Raw genomic sequence first — 18,205 nt, 5'->3', positions numbered from 1 at the left:
GCTGATCATCCTGATGGCCGCCACGATCCTTCTCGAGGTCGCCGGTCAGATCGCCTTCAAGATGGGCCTTTCGCGAGCGCCCGAAGGTCCCGTGTGGCGAAAGGTCCTTGCGAGCCCGGCCATCGTCCTAGGGGTTGCGGCGTATGCGGTCGAACTTGGGATGTGGCTTGGCGTGCTCTCCCTGGCGCCGCTGAGCATCGCCTTTCCCTTGGCGGCCCTTTCCTATTGCGGCGTGCTCCTGGCGAGCCGTGCGGTGCTTGGCGAGCCCGTCTCGAATCGACGCTGGCTGGGGGCCTCAGTCATCACCCTGGGCGTCGCGCTGGTTTGCCTCAGTGCCTGAGAAGGATCCAACATGATCACCGACAACAGCTTCACATTCGAAGGCGGACCCGTGGCCCTGCTGCTGGTCCATGGCCTGACGGGTACGCCTTCCGAAATGAAGGGAATCGGCAAGGCAATCGCACGGGGCGGCTACACTGTGTATGGTGTGCAACTCGCCGGCCATTGTGGCGACGAGGCTGACCTCGTAAGGACGGGCTGGCGCGACTGGAGCCGCAGCGTCGAAACTGCCTTTGACCGGCTCCGAGCGAAACACGAGACGGTCTACGTGGGTGGACTGTCGATGGGCGCGCTGCTCTCGATCAAGCTGGCTGCGGACCGTCTGGGGGAGGTAGCCGGCCTTGCGCTGTACTCCACGACGCTGTTCTACGACGGGTGGGCGATCCCGAAGACAAGGGTGCTGGTGAAGCCGGCCCTCGCGCTGGGCTTCGCGAAGTGGGTCCGCTTCGTTGAGGCGCCGCCCTACGGCCTGAAGGATGACCGGATCCGGGAACGGATTGCCCGCGCCATGCTGGGTGGCGACAGCGCGAGCAGCGGAAACGCTACCACCCCGGGCCGCAGCCTTGTCGAGCTTCACCGGCTGATCGCCGAGGTGAAACGCGTGCTCCCGTCCGTCCGGACCCCGGCGCTTGTCGTTCACGCCCGGCACGACGACATGACCAGCTTGCACAACGCCAACTATGTGGCGAGCCGGATCGGCGGCGACGTCGAAAAGGTGGTCCTCGAGAACAGCTATCATATGATCACGCTCGACCGTGACCGTGACCAGCTCGTCGGCCGGACGATCGACTTCATGGGCCGCCAACGGCGTCTGCGGGTTGCGAAAAACGAGAATGTCATGCCCCTCAGGACAGCCCGCCGATGAGGCCATCTGCGCTTCGTCCGCAGGTCTTCGAATCCATCGACGCGATCGATCCGATCGCATGGGATCGCTGCTTTCCGGGCGACCCGGAAGGCTGGGCGTTCTACAAGGCCATCGAGGACGCGGGCCCACCCGGCTTCCAATGGCGCTATCTCGCGATCCTGGAAGCCGGCGTGCCACTTGCCCTGGTGCCGGCGTTCCTCACCGAGTATCGCCTAGACACGACGGTCCCGCCGGGCCGGATGAAACGTGCGTTCGCGGCGCTCACCGCGGCCCTGCCGGCTGTTCTGGCGCCGCGCCTGGCCTCGCTGGGCTCGCCTGTGGCCGAGACATGCCATCTCGGTTTCGCCCCGGAGGTCGTCGACGAACGCAAGCTAGCCCTCGTGCGAGCCTTGCTCGCCGCCTTCGAGGATATGGCCGCGAACGAGGGGTGCAGCCTCCTCGGTGTCAAGGACGTTCCCGACGCGCGGCTTGCGCCGTGGCAGTGTGCGCTGACCGAGCGGGGGTTCCAGCGCATGCCAGGCCTGCCGACCGCGACCCTTGCCGTGCCGGCCGGAGGGCTCGACGCCTATCTGGCGACTCTGAACCGCGCGACACGCAAGGACATGCGCCGGAAGCTGCGGGACGCCAAACTTCGGATCGAGCATCGCCAGTCGGTCGACGACGTGCTCCCGCGGATCGCGGACCTTTACGAGCAGACCTTCGCGCGTGGGGATCTCACGTTCGAGCGTCTGCCACCCGCGTATTTCAACTCTGTGCTCGCAAGAATGCGGACGACCGCCACGATGATCCTCTACTGGGCCGGCGATGACCTCGTTGCGTTCAACCTCGTCTTTCAGGGCAAGGGCCGGCTGATCGACAAGTATGTCGGCATGGATCACGGCGCCGTTCGGCAGCACAGCCTCTATTTTGTCAGTTGGCTCCACAACGTCGCCCTATGCAGCGAGCGTGGCCTGTCTGTCTATCAGAGCGGCCAGTCGTTCTACGCGCCCAAGGTCCGGCTGGGATCCCATCTTTCCGTCAACTGGCTTTATTTCCGCCACCGCAACACATTTGCAAACCATGTGCTGGGCCTGGTGGCCAGGCTCGTGCGGCTCGACCGGTTCGACCCGGTGATTGCAAAGCTCATGGAGCAGGCCCGATGAGAGACCGCGCATCCGTTCTCCAGCCTCATCTCACGGTATCTTCCATCCTGGCCTGGAGTGGGCTGGTTGTCTCAGAGACGCTGGCGCAGGTCGCCCTCAAGGCGGCGGGGGATCACCTTGGCTCCATGGATTTTGGCATCGACTGGGTCATGTCCGCCATCACCAATCCCTGGACGCTCGCAGGAGCTGTGGGATATATTGGTGCATTCGCCTCCTGGATGATAGTCCTCGATCGCATTCCGCTGAGCCTCGGCTTTCCACTGACCGCCGTGATCTACGTCACGGTCACGGCTGCGTCCGTCCTCCTGTTCCAAGAACAGTTCGGACTGCTGCGGTGGAGCGGCATCGCACTGATCGTGGTCGGGGTGGCGATCATTGGGACGGAGGAGGATTAGACGCGTGCTCACCATTCGAACACTTCAGCGGGTGGGTCTCGAGCCTATCCTGAGCGTGATCGCTCTGCCTACGGGTGGGGACGTCCACGCGACTTACGCCGTCGGGAGGGAAGAGTAGCCATGGAGCGCATACTGGTCAGGGTCTTGCGTGACATGGTTCGCGAGGGCAATCTCACGGTTACGTTCACCTCCGGCCGCCAGGAGCAGTTTGGCGACGGCGCCGGCCCATCGCTTGCCGTGCGCTTCACGGACGCCGCAGCTGAGCGGGCAATGGTGCTCGATCCGGATCTCCGTTTCGGAGAACTCTACATGGACGGACGGTTCGTGGTCGAACGGGGAGCAATTTTTGACGTTCTGAAGCTGCTCTATGCTAATGCGGAAGGGCAGCAGCAAGGATTCATCTCCCGCATCGTAGACCGGATCCGCTTCTCGGTACGGCGCGCGGTACGCACGAACCTGCCGTCGCGAGCGCGCCGCAACGTCGCGCATCACTACGACCTCGACAGCCGCCTGTTTCGTCTCTTCCTCGATGAGGATATGCAGTATAGTTGCGCTTATTTCGTGGATAACGGGGCCACGCTTGAGGAAGCACAGGCCGAGAAGAAACGCCGCATCGTGGCCAAGCTGTGCCTACGTCCGGGCCAGACCGTCCTCGATATCGGTAGCGGCTGGGGAGGCTTGGCGATACAGGCAGCCCGAAGCACTGCGCCGCTAGAGGTAACGGGTGTAACACTGTCCACAGAACAACTCGCCATCGCGCAGGCTCGCGCGGCACAAGCGGGCCTTGCGCACCAGGTCCGCTTCGAACTGAAGGATTATCGCTCGGTTGAGGGTCCTTTCGACCGCATCGTCTCGGTCGGCATGTTCGAGCATGTCGGTGCGGGCTTCTACGGCACCTTCTTCGAGCACGTTGCGCGGCTCCTCGCCCCCCGCGGCGTCATGCTCCTGCATACGATCGGGTTCTCGGAAGCGCCAGGCTTCGTCACGCCGTGGCTCGACAAATACATCTTCCCGGGCGGCGACATACCCTCTCTGTCCGAGATCGTTTCTCCCATCGAAAAGGCTGGTCTCGTCATCACCGATGTCGAGGTGATGCGCTTTCACTATGCATTGACACTGCGCGAGTGGAGCAAGCGGTTTCAGGCGCGGAGGAAGGAAGCCGCAGCCCTGTATGACGAACGGTTTTGCCGCATGTGGGAATTTTACCTTGCGGCGGCTGAGTGCTCGTTCTGGCACGAGAATCTCGTCGTGTTTCAGATTCAGCTTGCCAAGTCGGCTCATGCCCTGCCCCGCACGCGACGCTACATGGAGCAGGCTCGTGCCATTGAGCCCTTGCCCCATTCCGGTGCCGTAGGATGAGAGAATATCAAGCGACCCAAAGTGGCTAATCCCGGGCCGCAGCACGTTGCTGCGGGTCTCCACGATTACTTTCCAGACCTGAACCACCAAGACTTGCGGGGACTTATTTCAATGCTAAAGGGTGTCTTTGATTCCACCTTTTTAGAGGATCATCGGTCTATCACGAAATCCATGGCAATTTGGGGCGGGCTGGTTGTACTTCTCCTCAGCACCGGTCTGACGTCCATAAGCGCAGCGACACCAACCCGTGACATAACGGGGATCTGGATGCCGGAGGACGGTGAGAGTGCCATCGAGATCTCGGCCTGCGGTAGTGCGCGATGCGGACGGGTGATCTGGCTCAAGTCCCCCCATGACAAGAGTGGCCGTCCCGTCCTCGACGACAACAACCCGGATACGAGCCTCCGCTCACGCCTGATCTGCAACCTCCAGATCATAATCGCCCTCAAGCCGCAGTCCGATGGGACTTGGAGCCAAGGCCGCATTTACGATCCGGAAGACGGAAGGTCCTACGATGCCGAAGCCCAGTTGGACCAACCCGATGTCCTGAAGGTGACTGGGTACCTGGGCATTAAAACTCTCGGCGAGACGGTTACATGGCGGCGTACGGCGGCCCCGGGGCGCTGTGGTGAACGCTGAACGGCACCTACCATGATCGGCCTACGGCTTTCTTCGCTGCGATGGCGCTTGGTTTTCGCATTTCTTCTAGTCAGCGCCCCTCCGGTTTTCGGAGCCAGCTATTTCGCGGCAAAGGTCATTTCGGCGGCCTTCCAGCACAACGTCGAACGCTGGCTGGAGGAAGCGGCCCATTTTTTGGCATTGGATGCCGAGGAGGCTAAGAACGAGGCAGACAAGTCGGCCGCGATCATCGTGTCCACCCTGGAGAACCGAAAGACGTTCGATTCCCAAAGGCTTGGAGACTTCGTAGAGCCGTTTGCCGATCTCCTGGCGTCCGTCGGTTATGATTACGTCCAGATCTACGATGAAGATGGACGGAGTGAGTACACATTCGGTCAATTCACATTTCTCAGCCCGCCGCCGAAGGAGGCGAGCAAGTCGCTCTATCGCGTCCAGGTCAATGGCAGCGAGACCATTGTTGGAGGAGCCGTCCGGGTTTTCTCGAACTCCGGGAAGAGGCACTTCGTGTTTGTTGCAAATACAATCGACGAGGCGTTCTTTGCAGCTTCGCAAGCAAGTAAGACGCTGGAGATCCGGATTCCTGTCGTCAGTTCCAATGGCACATTCGCAGTCCGGTCGGGCCAGGCCTGGCCACCATTCGAGGTCCCTACGGGGGTCCTGCAATCCCTTCTACAAGGCGCGCAAGTCGCAGTCTCGTCTGCCACGACGCAGGAACGCCCTGCGACTGCCTTTGCGGCTTTGCGCGACGCGCAGGGTCAACTCGTGGCCATCGTCGCCTGTCAGGTGTCAGGAATGGCCGCCATGTTCGAGAATCTCACGGAATGGCAATACTTTCTTGCCCTCGCCGGGATCGCGGGGCTGTTTTCCATGCTTGTTGGGACCCTGGTCGCGGAGCGCATTTCCCGTCCGCTCCAAGCCCTAACCAAGGGCGTCCGCGCCGTCGCGACCGGTGATTACAGAAGCCGCGTCCAGGAGAGCGGAGGGCGTGAACTCGCGGAACTGGCGGCGGGTTTTAATCTAATGAACGAACAGCTCGACCGCCTGCGGAGCATGGAAGGGGCCATGCGCAAGCGCGAACAGCTTGCCACTCTTGGAGAGGCCGCCGCAGTGCTTGCGCATGAGATCCGCAACCCACTGGGAATCATTAAGACATCCAGCCAATTGGTTCGTATGAAATCGGCTCTCAACGCATCGGAAGATCGTCTCATTGAATTCGTGCTCGATGAAGTCTCCCGCATCGATCGGCTTGTCCGCGACATGCTCGATTTCGCGCGGCCGAAGGAATTGCAGAAGAGTCTGATCGACTTCCGGAGGGACGTCGTGGAGCGGGCCATCGACTTCGCCGCTCCGGAGCTGGCCCGACGGGGTCTGACCTGGACGATCTCGGGGCCGGACGGCAGTGCGAAAGTGTTCGGGGATCCGGATCGCCTCTATCAGACCGTGCTGAACCTCATTTTGAACGCCATGGACGCAACGGAAGGCGGGGGCACGTTAACGGCTACGATGAACCGGCGACCTCATGCCCTGGAGCTCAAGCTCGAGGATGACGGGGGCGGCATTTCGCCCGAGGTCGTGGGGCGGATCTTCGACCCATTCTTCACGACAAAGGCCAAGGGAACCGGGTTGGGCTTGGCCCAGGCCAAGGCTGCCGTTGAGGAGCATGGCGGCTCCCTCACTTGCGCCAGCGCGCCCGGCCAAGGAACGACCTTCATCGTGGAACTACCTTTACCCGAGTTGGAGCATGCCGATGAGACCATTTGTTCTGGTCGTTGACGACGAAGTCCGGCTCGCCGAGGTCGTGTCGGCTGCTCTCGCCGAGCGAGGGTTCGACGGGCAGGCGGTTGGATCCGTAAATGAGGCACTGGGAGTGTTGAATTCCTCGGATGTGAGTCTTGTGCTGACCGACCTTCGGATGCCTAGTCTGGGCGGGCACGACCTGCTTCGACGGCTCCAGGTGTTGAGGCCGGAGATACCGGTCATCATCACGACCGCATACGCATCCGTGCGCGATGCGGTCGACCTCGTGAAGCAAGGTGCCTACGACTACATCTCGAAGCCGTTCGAAATCGATGACGTGATTGCGACGATCGAAAGGGCGCTCAAGCTTGGCGAGGCCCTGGAAGACAACCGGCGTCTCCGAACGGAGCTGGAAGAAAAGTATAGCTTCGACCACCTTGCAGGAGAGAGTGCGTCATTCCGAAACGTCCTGCGCCAGATCACCGAAGTGTGCGAGAGCCGGGCAACGGTCCTGCTCGAGGGAGAGAGTGGCACCGGCAAGGAACTCGTCGCCCGGGCGATCCACTACAACAGTCCTCGCCGCCTGAGGCCATTCGTGGCAGTGAATTGTGCCGCAATTCCCGAGAACCTGCTGGAGAGCGAGCTTTTTGGGCATGTGAAAGGTGCGTTCACCGGCGCTCTGGCAACCCGGGAAGGCCGCTTTGCGGCCGCAGACAAGGGAACGCTCTTCCTGGACGAGATCGGCGACATGCCTCTCTCGATCCAGGCGAAGGTTCTGCGCGCCATTCAGGAGCAGACATTCGAACCCATTGGGTCGAACAAGTCCGTTCATGTCGACGTCCGGATCATCGCCGCGACGCATAAGGACTTGAGGCGGCTGATAGACGCGCAGGAGTTCAGGGCGGATTTGTATTACCGTCTCAACATCTTCCCAATAGCACTCCCGCCCCTGCGGGAGCGGCCGGGTGATATTCTTCTGCTGGCTCGTCAGTTCCTCAACTCCTTTGCGGCGGACATGGGTAAGCGACTCATCGGCTTCACGCCGTCGGCGGAAGCCGCGATGGCGGGATATTCGTGGCCTGGGAACGTTCGTGAATTGCAGAATTGCGTGCAGCGCGCCGTCATCGTCGCACGCGGCAACACGATCGACGTTTCCGATCTTTCTCATTATGTCGTTGAAGGGAATAGTAAATGTGCCCCGGAAGTCGGGCTGCCGAATGATCTCGACGCCGAACTCGCGCGGATTGAAAGAAACTATATCATCGAGGCGCTGAAGGAAACGAATGGAGTGCAGGTAAGGGCAGCGGAGCGCCTTGGAATTTCGGAGCGAAGCCTCTGGCACCGCATCAAGAAGCTTGCGATCAAGATTGGCCATCATGTTGAGTGAGCGCGAATGTTAGTGGTGCATCCAGGCCCGAATGTCGGCCGGTCGTCGAAGCGCGTGTTGCCGGTCGCCGCACAGGCGTGTTTCGCATTGGTGCTGTCAACGGCCTCCGTCGAAGCTCAGGACATGCTCATCCAGACACCGGCAGCCGAAGCTTCGTCGGCATGGATCGTCACTCTGACCGGAACGGGAATTGTCAGCCCGAAGTACGAAGGGGCCAGTGCTTACGGCCTGTCGGGATTCCCGTCCGTGGGTTTTCGGCATGCCGATGAGCCTGAGGAGTTCAGCGCTCCGGACGACAGTCTCGATTATACACTCTTCAGCACGTCGGGTTGGAAGGTTGGCCCGGTAGTTAACCTTAGGTCGGGTCGGTCTGTGCAAGACGACAGCCGCCTGTCCGGTCTCAGAAACTACCCATGGGCCATTGAAGCCGGCACATTCGTCGAGTATTGGCCCATTCAGGACCGTCTTCGCATGCGTCTCGAAGTTCGTCACGGGCTGCATCGTCACGACGGCTTCGTGGCTGATCTTTCGACTGATCTCATCCAGAAGTTTGGGGCATTCACGGTCTCGGGCGGTCCACGCGCGTCACTGGCGGACAACAACACTATGGAGAGGGAATTCGGCATCAGCCCGGCGGGCGCCCTTCGAAACGGAATGCTGCCAGCCTTCAGTGCTCATGGCGGCGTGAAATCCATCGGACTGGAAGCCGCGCTGAACTACGACTGGTCGGATCGGTGGAGGACGACCGTATTCCAGCGCTATAATCGTCTCATCGGCGACGCAGGGGCAAGCCCGATAACGACCCGCCTCGGATCACGGAACCAGCTTACTTTCGGCTTGGAACTGACATATGCGTTCGAGCTGCGCTCGCTCTATGGTCTTGCTCCGCATTTGCGGAGAGCGGTTTGGTAGCTATCCGGCCAGCCTTTCGAACTGATCCGGACTGACGTAGTCGAGCGTCGAATGACGCTGGACGGGATTGTGGAAGCCGTCGATGTAACGGCCAATCGCCTGCTTGGCCTCGGCTCTGGTCTGGAACACCGTGCGCCAGACCAATTCGGACTTCAAGGTCTTGAAGAAGGTCTCGACCACCGAATTATCATGACAGAGTCCTTTCCCGGACATCGAGATCCGGATGCCATGTTGGAACTGTCAAGTTAATCCGGCAGTGACCGACAGCGGGCATAGCCGAGGGCATGAAACCTCCTCGCGAACCTCACTATGCCCGCCACCGCTTTCCTGCGGAAGTGATCAGTTACGCCGGGTGGCTGTATTTCCGATTCCCGCTCAGACTCCGGATGGTCGACGAAAGGTTCTGTCGCGAATTCTCGGTAGGCACAAAAGGAGAGTTATTCCCGCCAGTGGTCTCACGGAGCCAGGATGTTGAACTGCTCGACGACAGGCAGCCGCAGATTGCAGGCATACTTCGCCTGCTGTTTGCGCATTATGTGCACCATTTCGATGCCACTCAGCACAGCGCGAGCGTTATTCATGGATTTGAACCCCATCATCGGATGAACCCGCCGCTTGATGGCGCGGTGATCCTGCTCGATGCGGTTATTGAGATACTGACTCTGCCTGATCCTGATCGGTTTCAGCTTGCACCCGGACCTATCCTGGAGCCGGCTCGTCGCGTCACAGGACACGATTGCCTCGCGGTTCGTTTGGCTTCCGTCGATCACAATCCGCTCGGGTCTACCCTGGCGCTTGAGGGAGTTGCTCAGGAAGCGTCTGGCAGCGGCCAGACTGCGCCGCTCGCTGAACCAAAATTCAACCGTGTCGCCGTTGTTATCGATGGCCCGGTAGAGATATTTCCACTGACCTCGAACTTTGATGTCGGTTTCGTCGAGGTGCCATTTGCCAGTGACGGGCCGCTTCCGCTGATTGAACCGCTCCAGCAGCTTGGGAGAGTAGCGCACGACCCATCTGTGAATGGTTGCATGATCGACCGAGATGCCGCGCTCGGCCATCATCTCCTCAAGACTTCTCAGGCTCAGATTGTAGGCCAGATACCACCGCACACAGTAGGATCACTGAGCGATCAAAACGTCTGCCCTTGAACACGCTACTCTTCATCCCCAAAGCAAGGCACCAGTAGCTGAAACTCTGAAACAAACCGTTCGCGACGGAACCCGCCACCAACCTATGTTGCTAGTTGAGGCGACGCTTTGCCCGGAAATCGGGATAGGGGGGAACCTCGCGGTTCCTCCCCTCCCACACCACCGTACAAACGGGTCCGTATACGGCGGTTCGCTAGATTACTCGGCTCGGCGGGCATAGACGGAGGCAAGACCGAGGTCTCTGAAGTAAGCGTTGGGGAAGGCAAAGGAGAGCGCAGGGCTGTTGCTGAGCCGCCAGACACCGTGGGGACTGCCGGCGGCTTTCGCCGCCAGATCCTTTCCGATCCCGTGGCGGCGCAGTTCCGCAAAGCGGGTAGTCCCGTACTTCCACTGCTTCCAGACGATAGCGCGAAGCCGTCGCCTGATCCATTTATCCAGGTGCCGCAACGCCGTTGGAGTCTCGCAGAAGCCGAAGTAGCCGCGCCATCCAACGAGATAGCGCGATAGCTCCGGGATGATCTGCGCGAGGCTGCGCCCACCCGACCGTGCCGTGAGTTCCCGCACCCGCCCCTTGAACCTGACCAGCGCCTGCGGCGCGATGCACCGCCGGAATCGGCCCTGGTCCACGAAGCTGAAGCCGAGGAACTTTCGCTCGGTTGGAGAAGCGACAGCGCTCTTGGCCGTGTTCACCTTCAGCGTAAGGCGCCGTTCGAGGAACCGGGTGACGCTGGCCATGACCCGTTCGCCTGCGCGAGGACTGCGGACATAAATGTTGCAATCGTCGGCGTATCTTGCGAACCGGTGGCCGCGCCGTTCCAGCTCCTTGTCGAGCACATCGAGCATCAGGTTTGAAAGCAGCGGCGAGAGCGGACCCCCTTGCGGGACTCCCTCATCCATCGGATCGACCATGCCACCCACGAGCACACCTGCCGTCAAATAACGGCGGATGAGCCGGAGCAGTTGCCGATCCTGCACCCGTTTGGCCACCAGTCCCATCAGGATGTCATGGTTCACCCGATCGAAGAATTTCTCCAAATCGAGATCGACGACGGTGTGGCAGCCGTCAGCGATGAACTGCTGAGCGGCAGCCACGGCCTGATGTGCCGAGCGTCCGGGCCGGAACCCGTAACTCGACGACGAGAAGGTCGGGTCCCAATCCTCTTGCAGCACCTGCATCACCGCCTGCTGGAGGAAGCGGTCGAGCACCGACGGAATGCCGAGGCCTCTAGTGCCTCCCGATGCCTTCGGAATTTCGACGCGCCGTACCGGCTGCGGCTGGTAGGTGCCGTTGAGAAGTTGAGCCCTGATCTCGGGCCAGTGGTCTTTCAGGTAGGCGGCCAGATCGTCGACAGTCATGCCGTCGACGCCGGGCGCGCCCTTATTGCGTCTGACCTGGGCCAGCGCCTTCTTCAGGTTGTCGCGAGCGACAATCCTCCCCATCATTGATCCTACCGGGATCACTGGGCTTTCGGGGGCGGGTGCCGCCGACAGGACTTCGGCTCCTCCAGCAAGCGGGCTCGGGGTTTCACCCTCTGCCGCCTCGCCGAAAGCCAACTCAAGTTGGTTTTGCTGCCGCTTGGTCCGTCGAGACACCTGCTCTACTTGCCCTCTCTAACGTTCAGGCCTTCGGTCTTGCGACCTACTATGCCGTCTGCTGACCTCTCCGCCACGGTCACGGGCCTTGCGACCCGCTCAGTCCGGATGACCGGACATGGTGGAGATCTCCCGAGGTAAGTTCGACCGCCTTCCCCGCACACCTGCCGGATTTACCGCCTCGGTCTTTGATGACCCTGGACTTCGCAGTCTTCAGCCTGCTCGTCCGGCCGCGGCGGCCTCATATCCGGTTCTTGTTCATCAGGTCGCGGTTTTGCTCCACGCTTCCTTCAGACCCCGCCTCACGACGACGCCCTTGCCCTTTGCTAACCCTTCGCCGTCATCAGGCTGGGTAGAGGACTTGCACCTCCGAGCTGTCGAACATGCTCGGCACACTGAAAAAGGGCGGCCATTGCGACCGCCCTTTGTACGAAACTCAGTCGTGCCTACCAGCCGCCATAGTAGCCAGAGCTGTAGTGGGGCGAGCCGTAGCTGTAGGTGACCGTACGGGTGCTCTCAGGAGCATAGCCGTAGTCATAGGTTCGAACCACGCGACGGGTGCGGTAGACCGGCCGCGGCTCCTCATAGTAGCGGACGACCCGCCGCTCCGTGTAAGCCGGCGCGGTGTAGTACCCCTCATCGTAGCTGTAGGACTGGACCGGTGCGGCATAACCGTAAGCGGGAGCCGCATAAGCCTGCGACGTGGTCCCAGCGATGATGGCGCCGGCAGCAAGACCAACGGCACCCGCCGCAAGAGCCGCACCACGACGGCCATTGCGAGCCTCAGCATCCGAGGCAGAAAGGGCGCCAAGAGCCACAAAGCCCACTGCTGCAAGAGTAGCTATCTTACACATGTTAGATCTCCAGAACAGATTGAGGGCAATGATGTTGGGCCCTGATTTGAGATCAGGTTTAACGGTGTCGCAGTGAATGCGATATGAATGCTTGCTTGCTGTATTGTTCAGATCACTCAGATCAGGGCCCAGCTCCTCTCTCCAAGCCCGCCGCAGATCGGTGATTAAATGGCGAAAAATCGGTTAATCGAGTGGTAATCGGCAGGTCTGGACAGTTGCCGGGCGGTATCAAGTCCATCTAGTCTGCGCAAGCTGATCCGGTTCACCAAGCGACGATCGCTCCCTATGTTCTGTTTCCCGCCCCTCGGAGGCCATATGGTTCTACGCTTTCTCGATCGCGGTATCGGACGTGTGGTCTCGGCTGGGCGGTGGCTCGTGCTACCGGTCATGATTCTGCTCTTCCTGCAATGGCCGTTGCGCGATGGCATCAAGGCCTATTCACGTCAGGCCAACGATCTCGGGCAGTGGCTCTTCGCGCTGATGATCGCCATCGCCGTCACGGCCGCGACCCGCGCCCGTGTCCACCTCGCCGCCGATGCTCATGCCCGTCACTATCGTCCCGAGACGCGCCAGCGCATCGCCAGGATGGGCGCAGCCCTGGTGCTGGTCCCGTGGGCCATTTTGATCCTTGTGGCGGGCTGGCCCATGGTCTGGGCTTCCCTGGCAGGGCTCGAGGCCTTCCCCGAGACCGGCAATCCGGGCTACTTCCTCATCAAGCTCGCGGTCCTGCTGCTGGCCGGCTTAGTTCTGCTCCAGGCGGTCGTGACGATCACAGCGCAAGGCCGGTTCCGCTCATGAGTTGGATCGGTCTGGCACTGCTGCCGTTTGTGGGAGCAATGCTTGTTCTGACCGGCCTGCCGGCCTTTCTCGTGCTGATCGGTGCCGCGGGCCTCGGTGCGATTGCCGCGGCAACTGGCGGGGACGGCGCACTCCTGACGGCGCTTCCTGGTCGCCTGGTCGGCCTTTTGGAGAACGATCTTCTTCAGGCTTTGCCGCTCTTCGTCTTCATCGGGGCCCTGCTGAATCGTCTGCCGCTGGCCGAGACCCTCTTCCGCACGGGTCTGCGGTTGACCCGCGGCACGCCCGCCGGCCCGTCGATCGTGGCGTTGGGACTGGGGGCCCTGCTCGCGCCGATGAACGGCTCGGTAGCCGCGAGTGTCACGATGCTGTCGCGTGCCGTCTATCCTCGGCTCCTGCGACATGGAGTAGAGCCCGTCGAGGGGCTTGCCACCGTTGCCGTGGCGAGCACACTCGGGGTCGTCGTACCCCCGTCGCTCGTTCTGATCCTGCTGGGCGACGCCATGATGGGGGCCCATACCATCGCGTCAAACGCGATGGGGCGCTCGGAGCGTATCATCAACACCCAGGATATCTTCCGAGGCGTCTTGGGATCGGCGATCCTCTTCGTTGCCCTGTGCGTGATCGCGACGACGTGGATCAGGCGGAGAGGCAAGCCTGTATCAGCCAAAGCGAGTCGGACCGACCTCATCGTGTCCATTCTATCATGCTGCTTCATCGTCGGCATCCTCGGGGGCGTGGCGGCGGGGTTGTTTTACGCGGTCGAGGCGGCGGCTCTCGGAGCAACGGTACTCCTGCTGAGCGGGCTGCTGGTGCGCCGCCTGGATGGAGCGGCCCTCGCCAAGGTTCTGGCCGAGACCCTCGCACTGACCGGCGCGCTGTTTGCGCTGCTGCTTGCCGCGACCACCTTCACATTGGTCCTGCGCAGTCTCGGCACTGACCACCTCCTGTCACGCTTAATCGCAGACCTGCCGGGAGGCGAACTAGGAGCCACCCTCGTCGTGCTTGCCATCCTCGCGGCGTCCGCCTTTGTCCTCGACGCGTTCGAGATCATCTTCGTTGTCGTGCCGATCGTCATGCCCGGGCTCCTGATGCGTACGAGCGATGCTGTTTGGGTCTCGGTGTTGGCGATCCTCACCTTGCAGGCGAGCTTCCTCCTGCCACCATTGGGCTATGCCGTGATGATGGCCCGCAGCGCGATGGCCGATCCGGTGCGGACTTGGCCACTCATGCGCGCCCTCGTACCTTATCTGGCCGTCCACGCCCTTGTGGTCGCGGTGACTGTTGCCGTACCGGGCTTGGTGCATTTGGGCGCGTCGCCCCAGTCGGCACCCACGGATCCTTCTGTGTCCAACGAGCAGGTTGAGCAGCAGCTTCAGCGGCTTATTCCAGACATCACACCGGATCTGTCACTTCCGAATATCTCGGACTGAGGACCAGAGCGTGGCGATCCCGGGATGTCTTATCAGTTTGGGCGGAGCTGCCAGGGCCGCACGCTCAAGGCACCGCGTCTGACGCAGGGTCGTACAATAAGGAGGCCGATGTTGCTCTTGTCTCTCTCGCCATGGCTTCAGCGCACTGGTTATGGCCTGAACGGCAAATGCGGCCTATGACATGCTCCTAGCTGCATTGCGTAGGATTCCATGAAGATTCTGCGATGATCTCGTCGAGTTTGCGGCAGCAGCCCTTTCCGGCGGGCGCGCTTGGCACGATCAGAACGCGCGGCAGATTGGACGGCCTCATTCTTCTGATCTCATCGTGGGGAGCCCGAGAGCTGATCCCGAAGAGAAGACAGGACCCACGAAGGTTTTGTTGCCGCTTTGAAGCTCGCTCGGCCTGAGCTCCGACAGGAGGGGTGAGAGGGGCTGACCGTGAAGCAAGGGGTCAAGAACCTGTTCATGGGGCGGCAGTTCACGGCGGAGATCATCTTATGGGCAGTCCGCTGGTACCTGCGTTTCCCGATCAGCTATCGTGATCTTGCATGCATGCTCTCCGACCGTGGTGTTCAGGCGGATCACACCACCCTGTTTCGTTGGATCCAGGCTTACGCTCCCGAGATCGATAAGCGCGTCCGCCAACATCTGCGCATGACGAGCGGCTCCTGGCCGGTGGATGAGACTTACATTCGGGTGAAGGGTGAATGGGTCTATCTTTACCGTGCCGTCGATGCTGCCGGGCAGACCATCGACTTTCTGCTCTCCCGCAGGCGGGATGCAGCTGCCGCCCGGCGGTAGTTCCGCAAGGCTTTGGGACAGCCGCATAGAGGTCATGACGATGCTCCACAAGGGCCAAGTGGCGAGTGCGCCAGCGAACGACATCAAGGCCCAGAGTGACTTCATTGCGGCTTTGCTTAGTGCTGCAGCTTGACCCGAGGTCGGATCCAGCTCGCATGTGACCTGTCGCAGGGTTTGCAACGAAACTCCTTGCATTCGGCTTGCGCCAGCGATAGGTGCCACCCACGTCCTACCGGAAGTTTCCGGGTGTGTACATGAGGACACTGCTCCTGCGAGCACCTCAATCAAAGGCTGTTCTAATGTCTACTAATTCAACGCCCCCGAACTATATCGAGCTTGCGGCTGATATTGTGTCGGCCTTCGTCAGCCACAACTCTGTCCCGACCTCTGAACTTCCGAGCCTCATCGGAAGTGTCCATGCCGCGATCCAGAGCATTGGCCAGCCTGCTGCCAAGCAGGAAGAAGCGAAGCCAACGCCAGCCGTTCCCATCAAGAGATCTGTGACGCCGGATTTCCTGATCAGCCTGGAGGACGGAAAGCAGTATAAGTCGCTCAAGCGGCACCTTGGCAAACTGGGCCTGACCCCCGAAGCCTACCGGGAAAAGTGGGGTCTGCCGCGCGATTACCCGATGGTCGCTCCGGCTTATGCGGCCAAGCGATCTGAATTGGCACGGAGCATCGGCCTGGGTCAGAAGCGCTCGAACGCCGCGCGGGCAAAGGCGGCTGCGGCTGATGCCGTAACAGGCGCTCCCGCAAAAGCCCCGGCCAAGCGTGGGCGGACGAAACCTGCTGCCTGAGAGCACAGTCCAAAATGCTGCGAGAGGCCGCTCGTCCAGAGCGGCCTATTTGTCGCTCAATTGAGTCCAGGTAAGGGCCGCGGAACGACTTGGTATCTTAGAACGCAGCCTCTGGCATCGGATCGGAAAGCTTGCTATCTGCCTCGGTCATATTGTTCAGTGAGCGCAAATCATGATCGGGCGGATAAGGGCCATGGTGATTGGGAGAAAGGGCAGCAATGCTTCAATTCGACAATGACCTGTTTCTGCGCCTGAACGCAGGGCCTACTCCGGACGCTACGATTGTCGCACTGGCAATCTTTGCCACCCATTTTCTAATCCTTTTAATTCCATTTTTCCTCGGCGGGTTGTGGGTGTTTGGCGGGCAGCGCAATCGGCTGACCAGCATCGCGCTCTGTGTGGCACTCGGGGTCGCTATAATGATGAGCTCCACCGTGGGACTCCTCATCGTCCGGCCACGGCCATTCATGGTCGGTCTCGGTCATGCGCTCGTCGAGCATCGGGCCAATTCTTCCTTTCCAAGCAATCACGGACTTGCCTTTGCCGTATGCGCTGCGGTCCTATTCATGGTGCGGCGCAGGCAGGCGGCGTGGATCGCTTGTGCCGCGGGGCTTATTGTTGCCTGGTCGAGAATATACGTCGGAGTTCATTATCCACTGGACATGGTCGGTTCAGTCGTCGTTGCCATACCAGCGGCCATGGCTTCGCTCCGCATCATGGACCGCCATGGTGCGCAGGTGTTGAAACTCGCAGAGCGCGTGGAAAGTTTGATCCTAGGACGTTTCAACAACAAGGCATAACCGTCGCTATAGTCTCAGTGCCGACCATGTGCCGATATCGTCACTCAATCAAGACGAGGGCCTGGGCGTCGTAGCCTACGACCCTGCGTGGATCGGTGCGCGTCGGCATGGCGCGGGCGTCGGGATCGGTGAGGGAAACCTGCTGATCGGGACTGGCTTCGAGCGGCTCTGTCGCGCATTTTCGGTGAGGACAGTAAGAGAGCTATGCAATCCGCAATCCTCACGCAGCCAGGATGTTGAACGGCTTGGCGAGGGACAGCGGCAAACTGCGGACGTACGTCGCCCGTCCTTTGCGCATCATGTGGACCATCTCGATCCCGCCCGGGATCGCTCGAGCGGATGCCGCTGTCTTGAACCCGAGCATGGGTCGGATCCGCCTCTTGATGGTCCGGTGATCGTCCTCGATGTGATTGTTCAAGTAGGCACTTTGCCGGATCCGGATCGGCTTGAGCCGACGTCTTGAATGATCCTTCAGAAGGTCCTCGGTATCACACGACAGGATGGCTTCACGATTGATCTGGCTGCCGTCGGTGACGATCCGCTCGCGCCGGCCGTGCTGCTTGAGCGCCTTGCGCAGAAATCGCTTCGCAGCCGTGAGGTTGTGCCGATCGCCGAACCAGAATTCGACGGTGTCGCCATGATGGCTCCCCTGGTCGAAGTCGTCTTGGTCTACATTGTGATAGCCCCTGCTGGCGACATCATCGCGGCCGGAACACAGGTCTCTTGGGATTTGCTGACGAAACCAGCCGCGATCCTTCTTATCGCTGGAGCCGAGTGTCTCACTGCACCAACCCCGCATATCTCACCTGATGCAGGCAGCTGGCGGCCCGTCACGGACCGGAGTCGAAGCGATTGGCATTCGCTCCGCCCGCCTCAAACATGCAGATCAAGCCAAAGAGGCAGATGACCCCCGTGAGTTCGGCCCCGGATTGAAGCCAGAACGGGACGCTCGCCCGGAAAGGTCCGGCCGTCACAACAGAGAGGACGAGGATGACACCGGCGCCCCATGCCAACATCGAAGACCTCCATACATCGCGCGGTGCGACCGTAGGCTGGCGAAACTGAATGCCAGATGACCAGACTCCTAAATCCGGCCCAGGGGCGGGCACCGCGAGGGTGCAGGGCCCGGCGATCATGCGTCGATGCGGCCCCTCGATCCGGCAGCACTTAAATCGATCCAGCCATCGGTCAGGGACTTTCCTGCGT

At 60.9% G+C, this 18,205-nt stretch carries 16 protein-coding genes and 4 pseudogenes; 15 read left to right on the top strand and 5 right to left on the bottom strand.

The genetic code is table 11. The features are described 5' to 3' along the window. Positions 1-13: 13 nt before the first annotated feature. The 9 genes from RE429_RS31285 (at position 14) to RE429_RS31245 (ending at position 8,775) form a co-directional block, all read left to right on the top strand. Entirely contained in the window at positions 14-340 is a 327-nt protein-coding gene (locus RE429_RS31285; protein WP_414476170.1) for an EamA family transporter, read from the top strand. 12 nt (positions 341-352) lie between these two features. Next, complete coding sequence (locus tag RE429_RS31280; RefSeq protein WP_414476169.1) at positions 353-1,204, top strand: alpha/beta hydrolase; 852 nt, start codon at positions 353-355, stop codon at positions 1,202-1,204. After that, positions 1,201-2,346, top strand: coding sequence for a GNAT family N-acetyltransferase (locus RE429_RS31275; RefSeq protein WP_414476168.1), 1,146 nt, complete (start codon positions 1,201-1,203; stop codon positions 2,344-2,346). Before RE429_RS31280 ends, RE429_RS31275 begins: the two co-directional genes overlap by 4 nt. Further along, entirely contained in the window at positions 2,343-2,741 is a 399-nt protein-coding gene (locus RE429_RS31270) for a DMT family transporter (protein ID WP_414476167.1), read from the top strand. The genes RE429_RS31275 and RE429_RS31270 overlap by 4 nt, the downstream gene beginning before the upstream one ends. Positions 2,742-3,011: 270 nt before the next feature. After that, positions 3,012-4,100, top strand: coding sequence for a class I SAM-dependent methyltransferase (locus tag RE429_RS31265; protein ID WP_414476166.1), 1,089 nt, complete (start codon positions 3,012-3,014; stop codon positions 4,098-4,100). A 111-nt stretch (positions 4,101-4,211) separates the two neighbouring features. Then, positions 4,212-4,739 (top strand): DUF2147 domain-containing protein, encoded by a 528-nt coding sequence (locus tag RE429_RS31260; RefSeq protein ID WP_414476165.1) that lies wholly within the window; start codon positions 4,212-4,214, stop codon positions 4,737-4,739. Positions 4,740-4,751: 12 nt separating this feature from the next. Further along, positions 4,752-6,512 carry a sensor histidine kinase gene (locus RE429_RS31255; RefSeq protein WP_414476164.1) on the top strand — a complete coding sequence of 587 codons (1,761 nt, stop codon included), beginning with the start codon at positions 4,752-4,754 and terminating at the stop codon, positions 6,510-6,512. Continuing rightward, positions 6,487-7,863 carry a sigma-54-dependent transcriptional regulator gene (locus tag RE429_RS31250; protein ID WP_414476499.1) on the top strand — a complete coding sequence of 459 codons (1,377 nt, stop codon included), beginning with the start codon at positions 6,487-6,489 and terminating at the stop codon, positions 7,861-7,863. The genes RE429_RS31255 and RE429_RS31250 overlap by 26 nt, the downstream gene beginning before the upstream one ends. A gap of 6 nt (positions 7,864-7,869) precedes the next feature. Next, positions 7,870-8,775 (top strand): MipA/OmpV family protein, encoded by a 906-nt coding sequence (locus RE429_RS31245; RefSeq protein WP_414476163.1) that lies wholly within the window; start codon positions 7,870-7,872, stop codon positions 8,773-8,775. On the opposite strand, the pseudogene RE429_RS31240 reads toward RE429_RS31245, so the two are convergent. Beyond that, positions 8,776-9,006: pseudogene (locus RE429_RS31240) on the bottom strand (IS3 family transposase); the annotation flags it as partial. It abuts the gene before it with no gap. 53 nt (positions 9,007-9,059) lie between these two features. Here RE429_RS31240 and RE429_RS31235 point away from each other — a divergent pair. Continuing rightward, positions 9,060-9,173 (top strand): annotated as a pseudogene (locus RE429_RS31235) (IS6 family transposase); the annotation flags it as partial. Between the two features lie 57 nt (positions 9,174-9,230). Here the strand turns inward: RE429_RS31235 and RE429_RS31230 are convergent. The 3 genes from RE429_RS31230 to RE429_RS31220 form a co-directional block, all read right to left on the bottom strand. Further along, a protein-coding gene (locus RE429_RS31230) for an IS6 family transposase (RefSeq protein ID WP_414476498.1) occupies positions 9,231-9,927 on the bottom strand; the annotation gives its coding sequence in 2 pieces (ribosomal slippage) (positions 9,231-9,888 and positions 9,887-9,927; 699 coding nt in all). Positions 9,928-10,121: 194 nt separating this feature from the next. Next, positions 10,122-11,363 (bottom strand): group II intron reverse transcriptase/maturase, encoded by a 1,242-nt coding sequence (gene ltrA / locus RE429_RS31225; RefSeq protein WP_414476497.1) that lies wholly within the window; start codon positions 11,361-11,363, stop codon positions 10,122-10,124. A 599-nt stretch (positions 11,364-11,962) separates the two neighbouring features. Further along, the gene (locus RE429_RS31220) at positions 11,963-12,370 is read right to left on the bottom strand and encodes a hypothetical protein (RefSeq protein ID WP_414476162.1); all 408 of its coding nucleotides are present in this window, start codon (positions 12,368-12,370) and stop codon (positions 11,963-11,965) included. Positions 12,371-12,685: 315 nt separating this feature from the next. Between RE429_RS31220 and RE429_RS31215 the strand changes: the two genes are divergently transcribed. The 5 genes and pseudogenes from RE429_RS31215 (at position 12,686) to RE429_RS31195 (ending at position 16,999) form a co-directional block, all read left to right on the top strand. Further along, on the top strand, positions 12,686-13,168 hold the full coding sequence (locus tag RE429_RS31215) for a TRAP transporter small permease subunit (protein ID WP_414476161.1): 483 nt from the start codon (positions 12,686-12,688) through the stop codon (positions 13,166-13,168). Further along, positions 13,165-14,601 carry a TRAP transporter large permease subunit gene (locus RE429_RS31210; RefSeq protein ID WP_414476160.1) on the top strand — a complete coding sequence of 479 codons (1,437 nt, stop codon included), beginning with the start codon at positions 13,165-13,167 and terminating at the stop codon, positions 14,599-14,601. Before RE429_RS31215 ends, RE429_RS31210 begins: the two co-directional genes overlap by 4 nt. 465 nt (positions 14,602-15,066) lie before the next feature. Continuing rightward, a pseudogene (locus RE429_RS31205) lies at positions 15,067-15,399 on the top strand (IS6 family transposase); the annotation flags it as partial. Positions 15,400-15,701: 302 nt separating this feature from the next. Further along, a complete protein-coding gene (locus tag RE429_RS31200; RefSeq protein WP_414476496.1) occupies positions 15,702-16,199 on the top strand; it encodes a MucR family transcriptional regulator in 498 nt (165 codons plus the stop codon). Between the two features lie 218 nt (positions 16,200-16,417). Next, positions 16,418-16,999 (top strand): undecaprenyl-diphosphatase, encoded by a 582-nt coding sequence (locus RE429_RS31195; RefSeq protein ID WP_414476159.1) that lies wholly within the window; start codon positions 16,418-16,420, stop codon positions 16,997-16,999. 220 nt (positions 17,000-17,219) lie between these two features. Here the strand turns inward: RE429_RS31195 and RE429_RS31190 are convergent. Then, a pseudogene (locus RE429_RS31190) lies at positions 17,220-17,639 on the bottom strand (DDE-type integrase/transposase/recombinase); the annotation flags it as partial. Positions 17,640-18,205 lie beyond the last annotated feature (566 nt).

The organism is Microvirga sp. M2 (assembly GCF_047497095.1).
Taxonomy (GTDB): Bacteria; Pseudomonadota; Alphaproteobacteria; order Rhizobiales; family Beijerinckiaceae; genus Microvirga.
The sequence above is the reverse complement of the archived record's forward strand: the minus strand, read 5'-3'. Positions and strand labels throughout refer to the sequence as shown.